The sequence below is a fragment of the Aliagarivorans taiwanensis DSM 22990 genome, from assembly GCF_000429505.1.
Lineage (GTDB): Bacteria > Pseudomonadota > Gammaproteobacteria > Enterobacterales > Celerinatantimonadaceae > Aliagarivorans > Aliagarivorans taiwanensis.
This window is the reverse complement of the sequence record NZ_AUBZ01000032.1, coordinates 12,008-28,827: the sequence shown is the minus strand read 5'-3', so window position 1 is coordinate 28,827 and position 16,820 is coordinate 12,008. Positions and strand designations below refer to the sequence as shown.

Genomic DNA, 16,820 nt, shown 5'->3' with positions numbered 1-16,820 from the left:
TGCTCCTTAGGGGATGGGATTGTGAACGGTGACCAGCTTGGTGCCATCGGGGAAGGTGGCCTCAACCTGAACCTCATGGATCATCTCGGGGATGCCGTCCATCACCTCCTCACGGCTGAGCAGGGTGCGTCCCCAACTCATTAGCTCGGCAACGCTGCGGCCTTCGCGGGCACCCTCAACGATCTGAGCGGAGATATAGGCGACAGCTTCCGGGTAGTTCAGTTTCAATCCCTTCTCTTTGCGCCGTTCGGCCAGCAAGAAGGCACTGAATAACAGCAGCTTATCTTTCTCTCTTGGGCTTAATTCCATAGCTCTATCCTCAGGTATTCCATATTCGTGGCGGGCTGGCGGGGCGTCCCATTACAGAAGGGCGCAGTACTTGCCAGCTGGCTTTAAAGTGATCCATGGCCCGATCGGCGCGATCCCCCAGATAGCGCAGCACCAGTAGTCCGCGGATCAGGGTCATGGCCAAGGCCTTATCGTCAATCATGTCACGCAGCTGTTGTTGGATTTGTTGCTGCTCGGTGTCACTTAGGTGATCCACCGTGGCCAACATACAGGCGTAGACGGTTTTTCCCGCGAGTGCGGCGGGGTTATTCAGGCTGCTGGCGGCATCTATGCGGGTATGCTCCAACAGCAGTGGGCGCTCGCCGCGCCACACTTCAATACTTTGCTTCAGGCTGCCTTCAGTCAGCGGGTGATTGCCCGCTTGGCGGCCCAGGCAGGTGATCTCCCAGGCGACTAAGCGAGCGTCTTCGGCCAAGTCGAAACGAGAATGCAGCTCGCCCTGCGCGCCGTCGAACACAATGGTCTCTGGCGGTAGCCACTCCAGTTGGCTGCCTTCGGCCAGGCTAAACTGCTGCTGTTGGATCTGTGCTTGGCGCAGTTTGTTGGAGCGATAGACCTTGCCGGATGAAGGCGTGGTCAGCAGCACTTGGCTCGCCTCAGCGCAGTCTACGCCGATACGTAGATGGTCGCCGGCCACTAAGCCTCCGGGCGGATGCAACAGATAACAGTGACAGGCGCTGTCGTCAGCGGGGAAAAACGGACGCTGAACGCGCAGTGGCCCCTGGCTATGGTTATGCAATAGCCGGGTTTTGCCCACAAGTTGTGCAAAACCGAGATCTAAACGGGCAGGCCAGCTGCGCAAGCTGGTCTCGGTCTGCGCTTCCATTTGCTCAATAACATCCATTGGACGAGGTATTTCCTGCTTTTTTTAGAATTTTTATTCGAAATCGGACTACCACCAAGGGGTAGAGCTATAAACAAGAGCAAAGACTAAGCCAGCTTTGAAGAAGGGCGCGCCCTCTGCCTTTAGCAAGTTTATCAATAGCTTATCTGATCAGTGTTGCACTCATATGGTGCGGCATTTCCTGCTTCTTTGCCTCATTTTGGTGCTTTGTGAGTTTTTGCTCATTTTGGTGCAAGCTGCTGATTCTTCGCGCCTTTATTGTGCAGCTTCCACTGAATAAATATGTCCCATATGCGACTAAAGTCGCGTCAGCTCTGGGCTGAGGGGATCTGGCACAGAGTCTGCTCCAGCCTGATTAGCCTCGCTGTCGAAGAGCTAGCGTTCGATAGCGGCAAACACACATAGAAAAGGACTTTAACCATGACACAACAGAAACAACACTCTTCTCGCTGGAGCAAACAGCTGGCCGCTTCAGCTATGGCTTTGGCGCTTACCTCCGGTATGTCGCTGGCTCAAGCAGCAGAAACCATCAAGGTTGGGGTATTGCACTCGCTGTCAGGCACCATGGCTATCAGTGAAACCACCTTGAAAGATACCGTACTGATGATGGTGGAAGAGCAGAATAAGGCCGGTGGCTTGCTAGGTAAGAAGCTCGAGCCGGTTGTGGTTGACCCTGCCTCTGACTGGCCGCTGTTCGCCGAGAAAGCCCGTGAACTGCTAGAAAAAGAGCAGGTAGATGTGATCTTTGGTTGCTGGACGTCGGTATCGCGTAAGTCGGTACTGCCAGTGGTTGAAGAGCTAAACGGCCTGCTGTTCTACCCGGTACAGTACGAAGGCGAAGAGAGCTCTAAAAACGTATTCTACACCGGAGCTGCGCCAAACCAGCAGGCTATCCCAGCGGTGGATTACCTGATGGGCGAAGAAGGTGTTGAGCGCTGGGTATTGGCGGGAACCGACTACGTTTACCCACGTACCACCAACAAAATCCTGGAAGCCTACCTGAAAACTGCCGGTGTGGCTGACGAAGACATCATGATCTCTTACACCCCATTCGGCCACTCTGATTGGCAGACCATCGTATCTGACATCAAGAAATTCGGTGAAGCGGGCAAGAAGACTGCAGTAGTGTCCACCATTAACGGTGATGCTAACGTGCCGTTCTACAAAGAGCTGGCTAACCAAGGCATCGCCGCGGAAGACATTCCTGTTGTGGCCTTTTCGGTGGGTGAAGAAGAGCTATCTGGCTTTGATACTGCGCCGTTGGTCGGTCACTTGGCGGCTTGGAACTACTTCCAAAGCGCCGATAGCGAGCTGAATGAAGAGTTCATCGGTGCGTGGCAGAGCTTTATCGGCTCAGAAGAGCGCGTAACCAATGACCCAATGGAAGCGACCTACATCGGCTTCAAGATGTGGGCAGAAGCGGTTGAGAAAGCCGGCTCTGTGGAAGTGGACAGCGTACGTGACGCCATGTACGGCATTACCGTACCTAACCTGACCGGTGGCTATGCGGTAATGAACACCAACCACCACCTGACCAAGCCAGTACTGATCGGTGAGATCCAAGCAGACGGTCAGTTCGACGTGGTATGGCAAACTGCTGGTGGCGTAATCGGTGATGCATGGACCGATCACCTGCCAGAGAGTGCCAACCTGGTGGCTGACTGGACCGCGCCTATCTCCTGCGGCAACTTCAACATCACTACCTCTCAGTGTTCTGGCCAAAACTACTAATCCCAGTAGTTAGCTAGCCAAGCCTTAAGTCGGGGCAGCCTTGCTGCCCCGCTTCTAAGCGCACGCCGGTGCGCGCACATAAAGTAGTTTCACCAGGAGAGGTTGTCGTGAAAACTATGCTAAATAAACTGCTCGGTCTTGTTGGACTGGTTGTACTGAGCTTCGGCGTACTCGCCGACGATTGGCAACAAGCCGCCAGCGGCCTGACCGGAAAAAGCAGTAATCACAAACTGGCAGCGATTGAGGCCATGCTGGAGTTTGATGACCCGCGTAACGCGGTCGCGCTTCAAGGCATGTTAGATGCTGAGCTTTACTACGTGAAAGCCGATCGCCAGCTGGTTATTGCAACGAAGAGTGGCAGGAGCTTCCTGCTGACCGATCTACAGGGCGAGTCCCTCGGAGAGGTAGCCAAATCAAAAATAAAACGGATTACCGTTAACAACAGAATACGCCGCGAGATCCGCTCGGGTCTGGCAATGATGGCCCTAGCCGGCCCCGATGAAGATGCCCGCTTTAGTGCGGTGCGCTCATTGATGGCCAACGTAGAGGCCGAGCAACTTCCCTTGGTCGAGCAGCGCTTAGTTGCTGAAACCAGCGCCAAGGTGCAGGACAAACTGCGCGAGCTGCAAGCGATTATCTTGTTGGAAAATGGCGATGACGCCCAGCGTCAGAGCTCGGCTGAGTTTCTGGGCGGACGCATGGATGCCCCTTCGCGTAATGCGCTATTGCGTGCCCAATCTGACGAGCAAAACGCTGAGGTATTAGCAGCAATCAATGAGTCGGTGGCGCGTAACCAGCAGCTACTTAAACTCAATCGCGCTGCCGAGAACCTGTACTTCGGGCTGAGCTTAGGCGCAGTGCTGCTATTGGCGGCGGTGGGTCTGGCGATCACCTTCGGCGTGATGGGCGTGATCAACATGGCCCACGGCGAGATGATCATGCTGGGCGCCTACACCACCTACGTGGTGCAGCAGCTGATGCCGGGGCATATTGAACTGTCCTTGGTGGTGGCGATCCCTGCGGCCTTCTTGGTATCGGGCGCCATGGGTGTGCTGATCGAGCGCGGGATTATTCGCTTCTTATACGGCCGACCACTGGAAACCCTGCTGGCGACCTTTGGTCTGAGTCTGGTGCTCCAGCAGTTGGTGCGCAGTATCTTTGGCCCACTTAACCAAGCGGTAATCACTCCGCAGTGGCTGAGCGGCTCGTTGGAGATCAACGGCGTGCTGGCGCTGACCTATAACCGCCTCTACATCATTATCTTCAGCTTTATGGTGGTGGCAGCGCTGTGGCTGCTGATTAGCAAGACCTTCTTCGGCCTGCAGGTGCGCGCGGTAACGCAAAACCGGGCGATGGCTAACGCCATGGGTATTCGCTCCTCATGGGTGGATGCCATGACCTTTGGTTTGGGCTCTGGGGTGGCCGGTATTGCCGGTGTGGCACTCAGTCAGCTAACCAACGTTGGCCCCAACCTTGGCCAGAACTACATCATCGACTCGTTCATGGTGGTGGTGTTCGGTGGCGTCGGCAACCTGTTCGGCACTGTGGTGGCTGCAATGACCCTTGGGGTGGCCAACAAGCTGGCAGAACCGTTTACCGGTGCGGTACTGGCGAAGATCTTGGTGCTGGTATTTATCATCCTGTTTATTCAAAAACGTCCTCGGGGCATGTTCGCTCTGAAAGGCCGCATGGTGGAGGACTAAGCGATGAGTCGTTCTATTATCGTATCTTTTCTGATGCGCGATAAGGTGGGCAATGCCCTGCTGGCGGTGCTACTGGCACTGGCGATTATCGTGCCGTTTTGTAGCTTGGTGTTTGAGCCGGGCGATACCTTTTATCTGTCATCGTACTGGGTGACCTTGCTGGGCAAGTATCTTTGCTACGCCTTGCTAGCGGTTGCGGTGGACTTGGTGTGGGGCTACTGCGGTATCTTGAGCCTTGGCCACGGCGCCTTCTTTGCCCTCGGCGGCTACGCCATGGGCATGTACCTGATGCGTCAAATCGGTGAGCGCGGGGTGTACGCCAACCCACTGTTGCCAGACTTTATGGTGTTCCTGAACTGGACTGAGCTGCCTTGGTATTGGCAGGGCTTTGATATGTTCGGCTTCGCCATGCTGATGGTGCTGTTGGTGCCGGGCGCACTGGCCTTCCTGTTCGGCTATTTGGCCTTCCGTTCGCGGGTGACCGGGGTGTATCTGTCGATTATCACCCAGGCGCTGACCTACGCGTTGATGTTGGCCTTCTTCCGTAACGACATGGGCTTTGGTGGTAATAATGGCCTGACCGACTTTAAAGATATCTTGGGCTTTAACCTGCAGCATTCGGGTACCCGGGCCGCGCTGTTTAGCCTAAGCGCGCTGGCGCTGGCCGGTGGCTATCTGCTGTGTCGCTTTATTGTTAACTCCAAGCTGGGCCGGGTACTGATTGCGATCCGCGACAGCGAAAGCCGCACCCGTTTTATTGGCTATCGAGTGGAGCGCTTTAAGCTGTTCGTATTTGTGGTTTCCGCCATGTTGGCGGGTGTCGCCGGTGCGCTGTATGTGCCGCAAGTGGGCATCATCAACCCGGGCGAGTTTGCGCCGCTGAACTCGATTGAGAGCATTGTCTGGGTGGCGGTTGGTGGCCGTGGCACTTTGTTTGGCGCGATCTTCGGCGCGTGGATGGTGAACTTTGGTAAGACCTGGTTTACCGGCGCCTTCCCCGAGCTGTGGCTGTTCTTCCTAGGTGGCCTGTTTGTGGTAACGACATTGTGGCTACCCAAGGGTGTGGTGGGGCTGAGTGCTCAGCTGAGCAAGATGCGTCGCAGCAAGGCGGCTTCAGGGGCTAATACTGAAGCACCGGTTCAAGCGCAAGCTGTTGAGGCTGAGCCACAGCCTCAGCAAGCGTCTCAGGTCGCGCCAGAGCCGGACAAGCAAGCCGAGCCGACCCCCAAGAACCTTGATCAAGGAGCCGCCAATGTCTAAGCCAAAGCATATTCCACAGAATACCCTGCTATATGTGGATGGCGTCACCAAGAGCTTCGACGGCTTTAAGGCGCTCAACAGCCTGTCACTGATTATGGAGCCCGGCGAGATGCGGGCGATTATCGGCCCCAATGGTGCCGGCAAAACCACCATGATGGATGTGATTACCGGCAAGCTTCGCCCTGATGAAGGCATCGTGATGTTCGAACAAGACATCGATCTGACCCAGCACGACGAGGCGGAAATCGCCAACTTAGGGATTGGTCGTAAGTTCCAAAAGCCCTCGGTGATTGAAAACCTGACGGTATTCGAGAACCTCGAGCTGGCGCTCTCTGGCGGCCGCGGGGTGTTCCAATCGCTGCTACATAAGCTGAGCAATCAGTCTTTTGGCCGCATCGAAGAGGTGCTGGAGCTGATCCGCCTGCAGGACAAGCGCAGTTGGCTGGCTGGCTCACTCTCACATGGCCAGAAGCAGTGGCTGGAGATCGGCATGTTGATTATGCAGGAGCCACGCTTGCTGCTGATCGACGAACCGGCAGCCGGGATGACCGATGAAGAGACCGCGCTGACCGCCGAGCTGTTTAAGCAGCTGGCCCAAGACCACTCGCTGGTGGTGGTGGAGCACGATATGGACTTTGTGAAAGCACTGGACTGCCCGGTAACCGTGTTGCACGAGGGCTCGGTGCTGGCACAAGGCACGCTGGAGCAGGTTCAACAGAACCAACAAGTGATTGAAGTGTATCTGGGGCGCTAGGGGAATATATGTTAGAAATTGCTAATGTAGATAGCCACTACGGTGCCAGTCAGGCGCTGTATGGTATCGATCTAAAGGCCGAGCTTGGCCAAATCAGCTGTGTGTTGGGGCGCAATGGTGTGGGCAAGACCACGCTGCTGCGTTCGCTGGCCGGACAGCAACGTATCTCAGGCGGTGCGATCCGCTTTGAAGGCAAGGACATCAGCAAGCTCTCGGCGGCGCAGCGCGCCAAGCTGGGGATTGCTATTGTGCCGCAGGGGCGGGAGATCTTCAGCCAACTGACGGTGCTGGAGAACCTGAAAACCGGCTTCTCGGTCCTGCCAAAATCTGAGCGGGTGATCCCCGATGAGATCTACCGTCTGTTCCCGGTGCTGAAAAAGATGCTGGCTCGACGTGGCGGTGACCTCAGTGGGGGGCAACAGCAGCAGCTGGCGATTGCCCGAGCACTAGTGATGCAGCCCAAGCTGTTGATGCTTGATGAGCCTACCGAAGGGATCCAACCTTCGATCATCAAGGACATTCAACGGGTACTGGCTCACCTGCGGGACCGTGGCGATATGGCCATCGTACTGGTGGAGCAGTACTTCGACTTCGCCGTTGAGCTGGCCGATCACTACACCGTGCTGGACCGGGGCAACGTGGTGCTGCAAGGTGACAAGCAAGCAGTTGATCCTCAGCAAGTTAAGCAGTGGATGAGTGTGTAATCCGCTTTGATGCTCAATGAAGGCCCTGCAAATAGCGGGGCCTTATTGTATCGGAAGGCGGTTTTGTTTGACCCGGTCGCGCTTATTGGCAGGAACTTTGGACAGCCTTGTCACTCTCCCCCTAGTATTGAGCTGACGCTCGCTATCGTTGGAGGCCGTGATGCGCCAGCTCAACTCCTTACTTTCTGTTCGCTATCGTGGCTGGTTACGCTTTACGGTCAGCGCCTATGCCCTGTTGGGTAGCCTGGCTTTGTTGTCGCAGGCCTTGTCGGGGGCATTCCAGGTATCGGATATGATCACCCGCTTGGGGCCGTTTCCACTGAGCTTCCCTTGGGCGCTTAGCCTGTTCTTTGTCAGTGTGCTGGCGGCCTACTCGCTGCTCTATGCCAGCCGCCATGGCATGTGGCTGCTGCGGGTCTGTGCGCTGGCCTATCTGCTCGACCGGGCGTTGGCGCCCCAGCTAAACCTACCGCTACTGCTGGCTATTTTTGAAGCCTTACACCTGCTGTGCCTGGCCATGCTGCTCTACCTGTCATGGAAACTTGAGCACCGTCCGAGTCCGCAAGTTGAACAATTGGTGGCAGCGGTGCAGCAATCGCAGCAAGAATCGACCGCCGAGAGCGAGCAGGCGCCGGAGGAGACTGCCAGTAACCCTACTGCCACCACCACAGAACAGGATGATGTCAGCCGCAGTTAGCGGCCCCAGTCGCTGCGTAGCCGCTCAGATGTGAGTATAATGATGAGCTTTTCAGCAAGTTATCAAAAGACGTATGGCACGAAACAACCAGCGCCGCCGGGCTAAAGGGTCGGCAGGCAGTAACAAGAACAACGGCGCAGAGTTTATTACCAAATATCAGCAGAAAGCAGATGTCCATTGTCTGCCTTCAGGTCTGATGTATCGGGTGATTGAGCAGGTGGAAGGGCCGACCCCTACCGAGTTCGACACGGTGACGGTTAACCAGCGTATCTTGCTGGCCGACGGCGCGGTGATTGCTGATACCTATAAAGAAAGCCTGCCCGACAAATACTCGCTACAAGAGGCGATCCCCGGTCTGCGTGAAGGCCTGCAGCTGATGCCGCTGGGCTCCCGCTATGAGTTTGTCATCCCGCCAGAGCTGGCATGGGGACGCAAGGGCAACGGCAGCGGGATTGGCCCCTACGCAGTGATGGTAGTGGACGCTCGCCTGCTTAAATTCGAGTAACTCACTCGACGCCAAGGCCTTCTAACAGCCGGGCTTGGTCGAAATAGCGCTTGCCGACAAAGGCGATGGCATGATCGCCCAAGCGGCGTAGGCTACCCGCATCGGCAACCCCCATCGGCCAGAAAAACCAGCGCTCCGGGCGCTGGGAACCGGGCACGATCCCCTCGCGGTTAAACGCGCTCTTGTCAGAACTATTCGGCGCTGGGCTCTCGCTTAGCTGATACAGCCTATCCCAAGGCAGAGCGGTGAGTGCAATCTGGTTGCTGGCAGGGCTCGACTCGCTGGCCGCTGCTACCCCAACGATATGATGCTCATCCGCAGATACCTGCAGCCTGACCGGCAAGTCGCTGGTTACTCGCTGCATCATCACCGGCTCGCCTTGCATCTGTGCCGTATAGCCGCGCCCCTCGGGTAGCATCAGCTGATACCAGCAACCACAGAGGTGCACGCTGTCCATGGCCAGTAGCTCACCGTGCTGGTCGAGATGGATGCGAAACAACAGGGCGTCGTGCTGCCCCGCCACCCAATCGAAGCGGCTGAGCTTGGGCCGCTCGCTAAACCACAACAGATAGTTCAGTTGAGTGGTGGTCTGCCGGTGATGCCTGCCAAAGCTGACAAAGTGGTAGTAGCTGGGCTTCTCGATATTTACTCTAAGCTGCTCGTCTTGAAGATACTCAACCCGACCCGGCCGATTGGCAGGGTCATTGGTCGCGATCTGCCACTGCGGTGCGTAGGCCATGGCCAGTTGCTGCCACTGGGCGGCGCTAAACTGGGGCAGGCCTAGCGCATCGGCTGCTGGCCAGAGAGGTGCGATTGCATGGTCGTCAGGCAAGTAGAGGGCATGGTCTTGGTTGGGGATATGTGCTTGCCAGTCGGCTGCAAGGCGTGCCTGCTCTTTCTCAACGGCCTGTTTAAACGGCCCCTTTAGCAAGGGGTACAGGCCAAGTACCCGCGCCCAGTCTTGATAATCATCGTCCGGCTGTTGGCTTTGCAGCTGAATAAGGGTGTGTTGCCATTGCTGTAGGTAGGTCGATTGCTGCTGCTCTAGGCAGTGGGTAAGTGGTAACTCACCTTGTGGCGTTTGAGTGGCTAGTCGCGACTCCCAAGCGAGCTGCTGCTCAGGGGAAAGCTGGGCCCACTCCAGTTGCCATGCTCGCTTGGCCAGCGCCGCCATGTACGTGATCAGCGCTTGCGCTTGAGACTGCTCGAGTGGCTCTGTCAGCCAACTTTCGACAAAGCGATCGCTGCGCAAGGCAGGTAAGTTGTCGATGGGATTGCCGAGGCTAATACCGATATCGCGGCTGATCTGCTGCTCTAGCGCGATTAACGCTTGATGGCAGTCGAGGGGAGCGGGTGGTCGGCTGCTGCACGCGGCGAGTAGTGCACTGGTGAGTATCAGTGCCATACGCCAGAGCATCGCTAGCCGCCAGATCATCGTGGTGGCCCTGCTAGCTAGCGCCTTCAGCGCGATTGCCGTCGAAGTAGTGGCAGTAGCTGTACAGATAAAGGGTACCGATGGCTAATCCGGGCGCAATCGCCTCAAAGATATCTGGAGTGTTCTGCCAGTGATGCAGCGACAGCGGGATCGCCAGCAAGCAGCTCCAGCCCACGCCCAATGCGGCGGCCAGCGGCCAAGGGCTCGACCAGGGCTTGAGCAGGAAGTAGCGGGCAATGTAGGTGACTAAGGCGGTTGAGACAAAGGCATAGCTGGCTTGCACCAGCCCTGCCCGTAGCGCGACCATGCTGCCATGGTCGCTGTTCACCCAACCCGCCCAGCTGCCATAAATGACCGCTGCCAGCAGTGATATCTGCCACGGTGAGAGGCTTTGTAGTCCTTGGCGATAGAGTTTGAGCATTAGCGCTCTAGCACCGTTGGCCAATGGCCATCGGCATCGCTGATGTATTCATCGCGATTCTTCAGCCAGCGCTGTTGGATCTTGGCGCTGTAGTTGAGGTAGAGCTTGCCATCGACAATAGTGAACTGCTCTGGGTCGATGGGGGCCAGCTCATCGTTGGCCAAGGCATAGGCGCAATAGCCGCCGTATTGGGGGGCATAGCGCTCTGGCTCGGCCTCAAAGGCGGCCAGGTTTTCCGCTGAGCTAAACAGCCAGTCAGCGCCTTGCCATTCCAAGGTGTACTGCTTGCTGCCTTTTACCGCGGCTTGCTGGGTAAAGTAGGCCACTGGATCATAGCCGCGAATCGCTTTATTGCTGCTCCACGGGGTGAAGATCGGGTCCTTGGCTGCCATTACCTGGCCGGGCAAAAAGATGCTGGCCAGTACCAGTAACAGGGCGAGCGGTGAGTGCTTCATAGGGCCTCCTTGGGGTCCGGCTTGAAGGTCACAAGGCGTCGCGGCAGCTCGCTGGGGCTCACGCCTTCGCGGCTAAGGTTCAGCGACGTCTCATCGAAGTAGCGTAGTTGTTTACGGTGGTTGCTCAGCAGCAGCTGGCAGATGCTCTTGCTGTGGGCGATCTCGCGGTCCATCATCACTGAACGAATCGGATCGTCGCGGTTAAGGTGGACGTCTTCCAGTATCTGATCGGCGAGCGCTTCGGTCTCCTCGGCTTTGGGCTGGTTTAGCCATGCCTCGAAGCGTTGATAGCGATAGGCCAAGGTGGCGTCGGTTTCAAAGGATGATGAGCTAAGGATCCAGCTATCCGGGCTATCCAGCTGTTGCCAGCTAGCTTGCTGGCCATTCCAACTCAGGTGCCACTGTTGGTGATTGGCAAACAGCAACAAATCGAAGGGGTTGAACTGGCTTAGCAGCTGCGCGCGCAGCTGCTGCAGCGCGGCATCGATATCGGCGTGTTGCAGCAACATCGGTACCAGCGCGCCACGGCTTTGCTTGTGTAGCGCTTGTGGGTCTTGGTAGCGATTGAGTAAGGCCGCTGCCATGCCCTGCTGATTAAAGCCAAACCAACTGCCGGCGGCGCGCAGGTCCAGCGGATAGCAGTAGTGCAAGGTGCCGTGCTGGCGGATCTGCAGCTGACCTTCATGGCGATCGCGCGCTTCGTCGCGATTCATGGTGATCAGCCAATCCTTGCCATTGCGCAGCAGGCTCAGGGTACACATCAGCCCTGGCCTCGCAGGTAGCTGGCGGTGCTGGGTGCGAGGCCCAGTGCGGCGTCAAACTGCAGCCCCAGCTGTTGGCCGAGCAGCTTGGCGTAGGCAATGTGGTGGATGGTGTGGTTAATCAAGTAGAGCAGCTCACGCGAGAGCAGGCTGCTGACCTCGATGTTCTGCTGCTCATGCACCGATATCTCGGAGATGACCTGCAGCGGGTTGTCTTGCTCAATTTGACCATCGAGCCATTCGATTAACTGCTGGCAGCGGGCCAGTGCCAGATCAGGCTGCTGCTCTAGTGCTGAGTCGCGCTGGCGCTGGTTGTAGTCGATCACGCCTTGCTCCATGCCCAGCTGCAGCGCCCAGAAATGGTCGAGGATATGCCGAACATGGCGGCCTATCCCGGACTGGCTATGCGCCGAGGGCTGGTTATATAAAGGCCCCGAGGCAAAGCCAATCAGTTGTTTAACTTGTTCCAGAGTATCTATGGTTGCATTAAGCAGCAGCTTCATCGTCTCTCCATTTCGCCAGAAAATCGGCACATCCTTGTGGACCGAGGTAACGTCGTAAATATTTCTCCGGGGTCTTACGTAAATCGACAACAATCAGGCCATCTAGCGATTGGTTGAAGCTGGTGTTGACTGAAAAACAGACAAAACGCCCGTTTAGCGCCAGGTAATGACGCAGCAAGATGGGTATCGAGCGACCGGGCTCGCACTGCCCTACCAGCTTGTTGATTGCTGAGATACTGCTGATGGAGGACAAGATCGCCTTGTCCCACACCTTGCCCTTCACCTTAAGGGGGGTCAGAGGTTTTACCTTCTGCAGGTATTTTTGCTCGGCGCAGAAGGCCGATACCATCGAATCGGAGATAAAGGCCTGTGCCAGCGTCGACAGCTCGCGGGAGATGCTGACACAGCCAAACAGGGTGTGGTGCTCTGGCTGCTTCGCCACATAGTGACCGATGCCTTGCCACAGCAGGTCTAGCGCGCGTGGATGGCGCTGGTACTTGGGTACCACAAAGGAGCGGCCCATCTCCAGACAGTCGCCAAGGCGCTCGATATAGCTTTCATCGAAGTGGTAGAGCGAGCGGCTATACAGCGCGTTCAGGCCGTGCTCGCGGATAATCTCTTTGGCGTGGCCGATGCGATAGCCGCCCACCAAGGCATGGGCCTTGTCATCCCACACGAACAGATGCCAGTAGTGTGGATCGAATTGGTCGCTATCGAGGGTCTTACCGGTACCCTCACCAACCGCGCGGAAGGTGACCTCGCGAGCCAGTGCGATCTCGTCCATCAGCGGCCCCAGCTCGGCATAGGGGGCGCAATAGACACTAAACTCGCGTTGGCTTAACAGCTTACGCGGCTCCAGCTCATCTAACTGCTGGCGGATCGATACCCGTCCGTTGGGCAGGGATTCCACCAGGCTCAGCGGCGGCAGTCTGCTGTCCTCGGTTCGCTGTTGGCTGGCGGGCAGGCTCAGCAGCTCGGTGGCCACACGCAGGTAGTCGGTGACCGCCTGATCGCTCTCCAGCTCGGCGTAATCTTTGGGGGAGATCAGCGCGCCAGCCTGCATGGTGAACTGCTGAGCGCCCTTGTTTTGCAGCTCACGCGGCAGCATCAGGGTGCGTAGGCGCGGGTGGATCAGCCCGCTTAGGTAGAACAGTCGGGAGTTGCGGCCTTGCACATAGAAGGTTTGGCAATGGGGCTTGTAGCGACGGGCGAGTCGACCAACTAAGTTGTTCCACTGGCGGTCGCAGATCTTCCAGCTACCCTTTTGGATGCAGGATACTTGGCCGGCCGGGTAGATCATCAGTGCGCCACCGGAAGAGAGGTGCTTGCTAGCGGTTCGGATGCCCTTGGCGTTCTTCTTCGCCGCTTGCTTGGAGAGTACATCCACGCCGATAAACAGGTCTTTAAACTCGGGGATGGTGGCCAGTAGCTCGTTGGTCAGCACCTTGAGATCGGGTCGATACTTGAGAAGCAGTTTACTCATCGCCACCCCTTCCAACCCGCCCAGTGGATGGTTGGCCACAATCAGCAAAGGGCCTTCCTCAGGCAGTGATTTCAGTGCCTCGGGGTTGTTTAGCAGCAGGTCGAAGTCGAGCGCTTTGGTGGTGTGCTCTAAAAACTCTGCGGCATTGTCCTTGCTGCGCTCTGGGCGTTGTTGGTATTTCTCTGCCAATGGGTAAAGGCCGAGTGCCCGTTCCAGTGTGGCTGAAAACCAACGAGGTCCCACGGTGATGCGAAAGGGATTGTACTGCTCCGTCATAGTTATTCTCTAATCAGTTTCTGGATAGTGCGGGGTCAGGGTGCGCTCCAGGTGCCAGCGTCGTAGCAGCTCCCGGAGGCGTGGTGGCCGAAAGCCGCGCTTACGTTGGGCGGCTCCCAGCTCGAACAGGGTTCGATACTGAAACAGCAGCGAACGAACGGCTTCTCTCAAGGGGGTGGCGCGATCCCAGATATGCAGCGACTCCGAGCTGGCGCTGTTGATCTCAACAATCTCCAGGCCCTTACCGGTTTGCAGCGCCTCGATATCGGCGAACTTGATATCCAAACGCCCGTAGTAGAACTCCGGCAAATCTTGCATCAGGCCATCGATGGCGGCACTTAACTCTGGGGTAATCAGGTCATTGGCATCGCGGAAGATCGCGCCGCGGCTGTGTGAGGCGGCAAAGATCAGGCGAAACGCTTCACCCTCAGGGATGATGTCGTCCAGATGATTCTGATGGCGCGGCAGATACAGGTGTTGCAGCTCGCTGGCGCGTGGGTCTTGGGCGATCAGCTCTTTTAGGCTTGAGCGACCATCACCAACCACGTAGGGCATGTACTTCAGTGCCAAAGAGACAATCTTGCCTTGCTCGGCTTTAGGGTGACGTACATAGAACACCCCCGCTTCGGCTTCGTGCTTGGCCAGCTTTTGCAGCAGCATCGATGCACCAGCTGGGTAGTGGCGGAAGGCTCCCGCCAGCTCTTGCTCGTTGTGCACCAGTTTTACGCCTACGCCACGGCAGCCGATATCGGGCTTGGCGACCAGTGGAAAGGCCAGATTGGCTTGCTCCATGGCTTGCACAATCTTCGGTAGCTGCTCATCGGCAAAGGGGGCGGTGCGTATCACTTTGATCCACGGCAGGATCGTCTCGGCGCATTGGCCGCGGGCCTGTTCAAACAGTTCACTCTTGGCCACGCCAACCATCCCTGAGAGCGGCAGTTTGGGGTTGGCCAGTAAGGGCAGCATCAAGCTGCGGTGGCGCAGGCTGAGCAGCAGCCACTGGATTGCGACCGGGAAGTACATCGCCCACGCAGGCCAGAACTCGAAAAATGATGTGGTTTTTCCACTGGTGTCGAGTTGGGGCATGCCGGGGCTTACATAGGGTTTCTCGGGCTTTCTAGTCACTTATGCGTCCTTGTATGAGTGTAAAACTGAGTTGCCATGAGAAAGACCGATGCGATGAGAAAAACTATTCACGTCTACCAGAAGATGATGACGCTTTGTTGAATATGCGCATTTTTTGCCTTTCTCTTAATCACTTAACACAGTTAAGCTGACATTGCTTAGCATAGGAGAGCTTAATGAGAATTTGCCAGTTAGCCTTGGCCGGAAGCCAACACAAATTAGCCATCAAGGATTGGGATCTAGCTAGTCAGCATTGGGCGCTGTTTGGTAGCAGCGGCAGTGGCAAGAGCCTGTTAGGTGAGTGGCTGGCGGGCTTGTACACCGCTGAGCAGGGCTGGGTGGAAAACCTGCCCGAGCCTGTGGAACTGGTGTCATTAGCCGAGCAACAACGCTTGTTGGAGCTAGAGCTGGAGCAAGATGACAGCGACTTTAGCCAAGTGCAGGAGTTTGGCCATAGCGTGGCTGAGCTGTTGCACTCGCAATCCGACGATCCGTCGCTGATTACCACGGTGGTGGGCCAGTGCGATCTCTCCCCCTTGTTAACACGTGGCTTTCGCCAGCTCTCCACCGGCGAGAGTCGCCGACTAATGCTGGCGCTGGCGCTATTAAAGTCGCCACGATTGCTGCTACTGGATGAGCCCTTTGCTGGCTTGGATGTGGAGCACCAGCAGCAACTGATGACGCTATTGGAAGAGGTAGCCAAGGGCTGCCAGCTGCTGCTGATCACCTCCCGTGATGAGGAGCTGCCTGAGTGTATTAGCCATGTCGCTTTGCTCGACGAGCAGGGGCTTTCACGCACCTTTAGCCGTCAGCAGTGGCTAAACAATCCCGAGCGCGAGCAGCTAACGCGTTTGGCCCAGCAACAAGCCAAGCAACTCACCGAACAGCTGCGCAGTGACGCGCCAGAGCAAGCCGAGCAGCCGCTGTTTAGCATTCGCAATGGCCGGGTCAGCTATGGCGGTGAAGAATTGTTTTCCGGGCTGGATTGGCAGATTAACCCCGGCGAGAATTGGCAGGTCAGTGGCCCCAATGGCTGCGGTAAATCCACCCTGATGAGCCTTATCAGTGGCGATCATCCACAGTGCTATAGCAACGATATCGAGGTGCTGGGCTATCGCCGTGGCAGCGGCGAGAGTATCTGGCAGATCAAGGAGCAGTTGGGCATTGTCTCGTCGGCGCTGCATCTGCAATACCGGGTCAGCTGCAAGGCCATCGAGGTGGTCTTATCGGGCTTGTTCGATTCGATTGGCCTCTATCAAGCGGCCTCGCTGCCGCAGCAGCGTCTGGCGATGGATTGGCTGGCGCTATTGGGGATGGAAGAGCTGGCTCTGTTGCCCTTCAAAGAGCTGTCCTATGGCCAGCAGCGCCTGCTGTTGATTGCCCGGGCCTTGATCAAACAGCCGCGACTGTTGTTGCTGGATGAGCCCTGTCAGGGGCTGGATTTTCTGCATCGCCAAGTAGTGCTCTCTGCCTTGGAGCGGATTGCCGAGCAGCAGCTTTGCCAGTTGGTGTATGTGACCCACCACCAAGAAGACTGCCTGCCCAGCGTGACCCATCGATTAAGCTTTAGCGAGCACGGCTTTGAGCTGGTTTAGCGGAGCATCAACCGGTGGTCAGCAATAAAGAGTTAAAGCTGATGTTATACCAATCTACATAAGTAACTGACCATTCTTGCTGGTTAAAATCATTGATCACAGCGTCAGCGCTTTTGTAATTAGTCCACTAGTTACGGCAAGCGCCTCCTTGTCCTCAATGATTTTCCCTGCGCAATAACTGGCCATTAACTTATCCAGATTGGTATAATCGACGGATTGC

17 protein-coding genes are annotated in these 16,820 nt (G+C 56.7%); 8 read left to right on the top strand and 9 right to left on the bottom strand.

The features are described 5' to 3' along the window. Window positions 1-6 precede the first annotated feature (6 nt). The gene (gene ureA, locus G462_RS0115210) at window positions 7-309 is read right to left on the bottom strand and encodes an urease subunit gamma (RefSeq protein WP_026959748.1); all 303 of its coding nucleotides are present in this window, start codon (window positions 307-309) and stop codon (window positions 7-9) included. A 10-nt stretch (window positions 310-319) separates the two neighbouring features. Further along, window positions 320-1,192, bottom strand: coding sequence for an urease accessory protein UreD (locus G462_RS0115205; protein WP_051326780.1), 873 nt, complete (start codon window positions 1,190-1,192; stop codon window positions 320-322). Between the two features lie 477 nt (window positions 1,193-1,669). On the opposite strand from G462_RS0115205, the gene urtA reads away from it, so the two are divergent. The 7 genes from urtA to G462_RS0115170 all read left to right on the top strand — a co-directional run bounded on the left by urtA (window position 1,670) and on the right by G462_RS0115170 (window position 8,546). Beyond that, window positions 1,670-2,923, top strand: coding sequence for an urea ABC transporter substrate-binding protein (urtA, locus tag G462_RS0115200; RefSeq protein ID WP_157378635.1), 1,254 nt, complete (start codon window positions 1,670-1,672; stop codon window positions 2,921-2,923). Between the two features lie 116 nt (window positions 2,924-3,039). Further along, entirely contained in the window at window positions 3,040-4,626 is a 1,587-nt protein-coding gene (urtB, locus tag G462_RS0115195) for an urea ABC transporter permease subunit UrtB (RefSeq protein ID WP_035477902.1), read from the top strand. 3 nt (window positions 4,627-4,629) lie between these two features. Beyond that, on the top strand, window positions 4,630-5,886 hold the full coding sequence (gene urtC, locus G462_RS0115190) for an urea ABC transporter permease subunit UrtC (protein WP_035477899.1): 1,257 nt from the start codon (window positions 4,630-4,632) through the stop codon (window positions 5,884-5,886). Next, window positions 5,879-6,640: an urea ABC transporter ATP-binding protein UrtD gene (gene urtD, locus G462_RS0115185; protein ID WP_026959743.1), complete on the top strand. Its 762-nt coding sequence runs from the start codon at window positions 5,879-5,881 to the stop codon at window positions 6,638-6,640. The genes urtC and urtD overlap by 8 nt, the downstream gene beginning before the upstream one ends. Window positions 6,641-6,648: 8 nt before the next feature. Further along, window positions 6,649-7,344, top strand: coding sequence for an urea ABC transporter ATP-binding subunit UrtE (gene urtE, locus G462_RS0115180; protein WP_026959742.1), 696 nt, complete (start codon window positions 6,649-6,651; stop codon window positions 7,342-7,344). A 160-nt stretch (window positions 7,345-7,504) separates the two neighbouring features. Beyond that, window positions 7,505-8,041: a hypothetical protein gene (locus G462_RS0115175; protein WP_026959741.1), complete on the top strand. Its 537-nt coding sequence runs from the start codon at window positions 7,505-7,507 to the stop codon at window positions 8,039-8,041. 61 nt (window positions 8,042-8,102) lie between these two features. Further along, window positions 8,103-8,546: an FKBP-type peptidyl-prolyl cis-trans isomerase gene (locus G462_RS0115170; RefSeq protein ID WP_281171857.1), complete on the top strand. Its 444-nt coding sequence runs from the start codon at window positions 8,103-8,105 to the stop codon at window positions 8,544-8,546. Between the two features lies 1 nt (window position 8,547). Here G462_RS0115170 and G462_RS0115165 read toward each other — a convergent pair whose 3' ends face one another. Genes G462_RS0115165 through G462_RS0115135 form a run of 7 tightly spaced genes read right to left on the bottom strand, consistent with a single transcriptional unit; the run spans window position 8,548 to window position 15,005 of the window. Beyond that, window positions 8,548-9,981 carry a hypothetical protein gene (locus tag G462_RS0115165; RefSeq protein WP_026959739.1) on the bottom strand — a complete coding sequence of 478 codons (1,434 nt, stop codon included), beginning with the start codon at window positions 9,979-9,981 and terminating at the stop codon, window positions 8,548-8,550. A 13-nt stretch (window positions 9,982-9,994) separates the two neighbouring features. Further along, window positions 9,995-10,402 carry a hypothetical protein gene (locus G462_RS0115160; RefSeq protein WP_026959738.1) on the bottom strand — a complete coding sequence of 136 codons (408 nt, stop codon included), beginning with the start codon at window positions 10,400-10,402 and terminating at the stop codon, window positions 9,995-9,997. Continuing rightward, window positions 10,402-10,857: a YHS domain-containing (seleno)protein gene (locus G462_RS0115155; RefSeq protein WP_026959737.1), complete on the bottom strand. Its 456-nt coding sequence runs from the start codon at window positions 10,855-10,857 to the stop codon at window positions 10,402-10,404. The genes G462_RS0115160 and G462_RS0115155 overlap by 1 nt, the downstream gene beginning before the upstream one ends. Beyond that, window positions 10,854-11,618 (bottom strand): NRDE family protein, encoded by a 765-nt coding sequence (locus G462_RS0115150; protein WP_026959736.1) that lies wholly within the window; start codon window positions 11,616-11,618, stop codon window positions 10,854-10,856. Before G462_RS0115150 ends, G462_RS0115155 begins: the two co-directional genes overlap by 4 nt. Continuing rightward, on the bottom strand, window positions 11,618-12,121 hold the full coding sequence (locus G462_RS0115145; protein ID WP_026959735.1) for a hypothetical protein: 504 nt from the start codon (window positions 12,119-12,121) through the stop codon (window positions 11,618-11,620). Before G462_RS0115145 ends, G462_RS0115150 begins: the two co-directional genes overlap by 1 nt. Next, window positions 12,105-13,880 carry a bifunctional lysophospholipid acyltransferase family protein/GNAT family N-acetyltransferase gene (locus tag G462_RS0115140; protein WP_035477897.1) on the bottom strand — a complete coding sequence of 592 codons (1,776 nt, stop codon included), beginning with the start codon at window positions 13,878-13,880 and terminating at the stop codon, window positions 12,105-12,107. The genes G462_RS0115145 and G462_RS0115140 overlap by 17 nt, the downstream gene beginning before the upstream one ends. Before the next feature lie 9 nt (window positions 13,881-13,889). After that, window positions 13,890-15,005: a hypothetical protein gene (locus G462_RS0115135; RefSeq protein WP_026959733.1), complete on the bottom strand. Its 1,116-nt coding sequence runs from the start codon at window positions 15,003-15,005 to the stop codon at window positions 13,890-13,892. A 176-nt stretch (window positions 15,006-15,181) separates the two neighbouring features. Here G462_RS0115135 and G462_RS0115130 point away from each other — a divergent pair, with 176 nt between their 5' ends. Beyond that, window positions 15,182-16,600 carry an ATP-binding cassette domain-containing protein gene (locus G462_RS0115130; RefSeq protein WP_026959732.1) on the top strand — a complete coding sequence of 473 codons (1,419 nt, stop codon included), beginning with the start codon at window positions 15,182-15,184 and terminating at the stop codon, window positions 16,598-16,600. Window positions 16,601-16,820: the final 220 nt, after the last annotated feature.

Bases quoted from the DNA above. Each gene is read 5' to 3' on its own strand.
- G462_RS0115205 (WP_051326780.1), bottom strand. From the start codon at position 1,192: ATGGATGTTATTGAGCAAATGGAAGCGCAGACCGAGACCAGCTTGCGC.
- G462_RS0115155 (WP_026959737.1), bottom strand. From the start codon at position 10,857: ATGAAGCACTCACCGCTCGCCCTGTTACTGGTACTGGCCAGCATCTTT.
- urtC (WP_035477899.1), top strand. From the start codon at position 4,630: ATGAGTCGTTCTATTATCGTATCTTTTCTGATGCGCGATAAGGTGGGC.
- urtD (WP_026959743.1), top strand. From the start codon at position 5,879: ATGTCTAAGCCAAAGCATATTCCACAGAATACCCTGCTATATGTGGAT.
- G462_RS0115165 (WP_026959739.1), bottom strand. From the start codon at position 9,981: ATGATCTGGCGGCTAGCGATGCTCTGGCGTATGGCACTGATACTCACC.
- urtA (WP_157378635.1), top strand. From the start codon at position 1,670: ATGGCTTTGGCGCTTACCTCCGGTATGTCGCTGGCTCAAGCAGCAGAA.
- G462_RS0115145 (WP_026959735.1), bottom strand. From the start codon at position 12,121: ATGAAGCTGCTGCTTAATGCAACCATAGATACTCTGGAACAAGTTAAA.
- G462_RS0115150 (WP_026959736.1), bottom strand. From the start codon at position 11,618: ATGTGTACCCTGAGCCTGCTGCGCAATGGCAAGGATTGGCTGATCACC.
- G462_RS0115140 (WP_035477897.1), bottom strand. From the start codon at position 13,880: ATGACGGAGCAGTACAATCCCTTTCGCATCACCGTGGGACCTCGTTGG.
- G462_RS0115160 (WP_026959738.1), bottom strand. From the start codon at position 10,402: ATGCTCAAACTCTATCGCCAAGGACTACAAAGCCTCTCACCGTGGCAG.
- urtE (WP_026959742.1), top strand. From the start codon at position 6,649: ATGTTAGAAATTGCTAATGTAGATAGCCACTACGGTGCCAGTCAGGCG.
- G462_RS0115130 (WP_026959732.1), top strand. From the start codon at position 15,182: ATGAGAATTTGCCAGTTAGCCTTGGCCGGAAGCCAACACAAATTAGCC.
- ureA (WP_026959748.1), bottom strand. From the start codon at position 309: ATGGAATTAAGCCCAAGAGAGAAAGATAAGCTGCTGTTATTCAGTGCC.
- G462_RS0115175 (WP_026959741.1), top strand. From the start codon at position 7,505: ATGCGCCAGCTCAACTCCTTACTTTCTGTTCGCTATCGTGGCTGGTTA.
- urtB (WP_035477902.1), top strand. From the start codon at position 3,040: ATGCTAAATAAACTGCTCGGTCTTGTTGGACTGGTTGTACTGAGCTTC.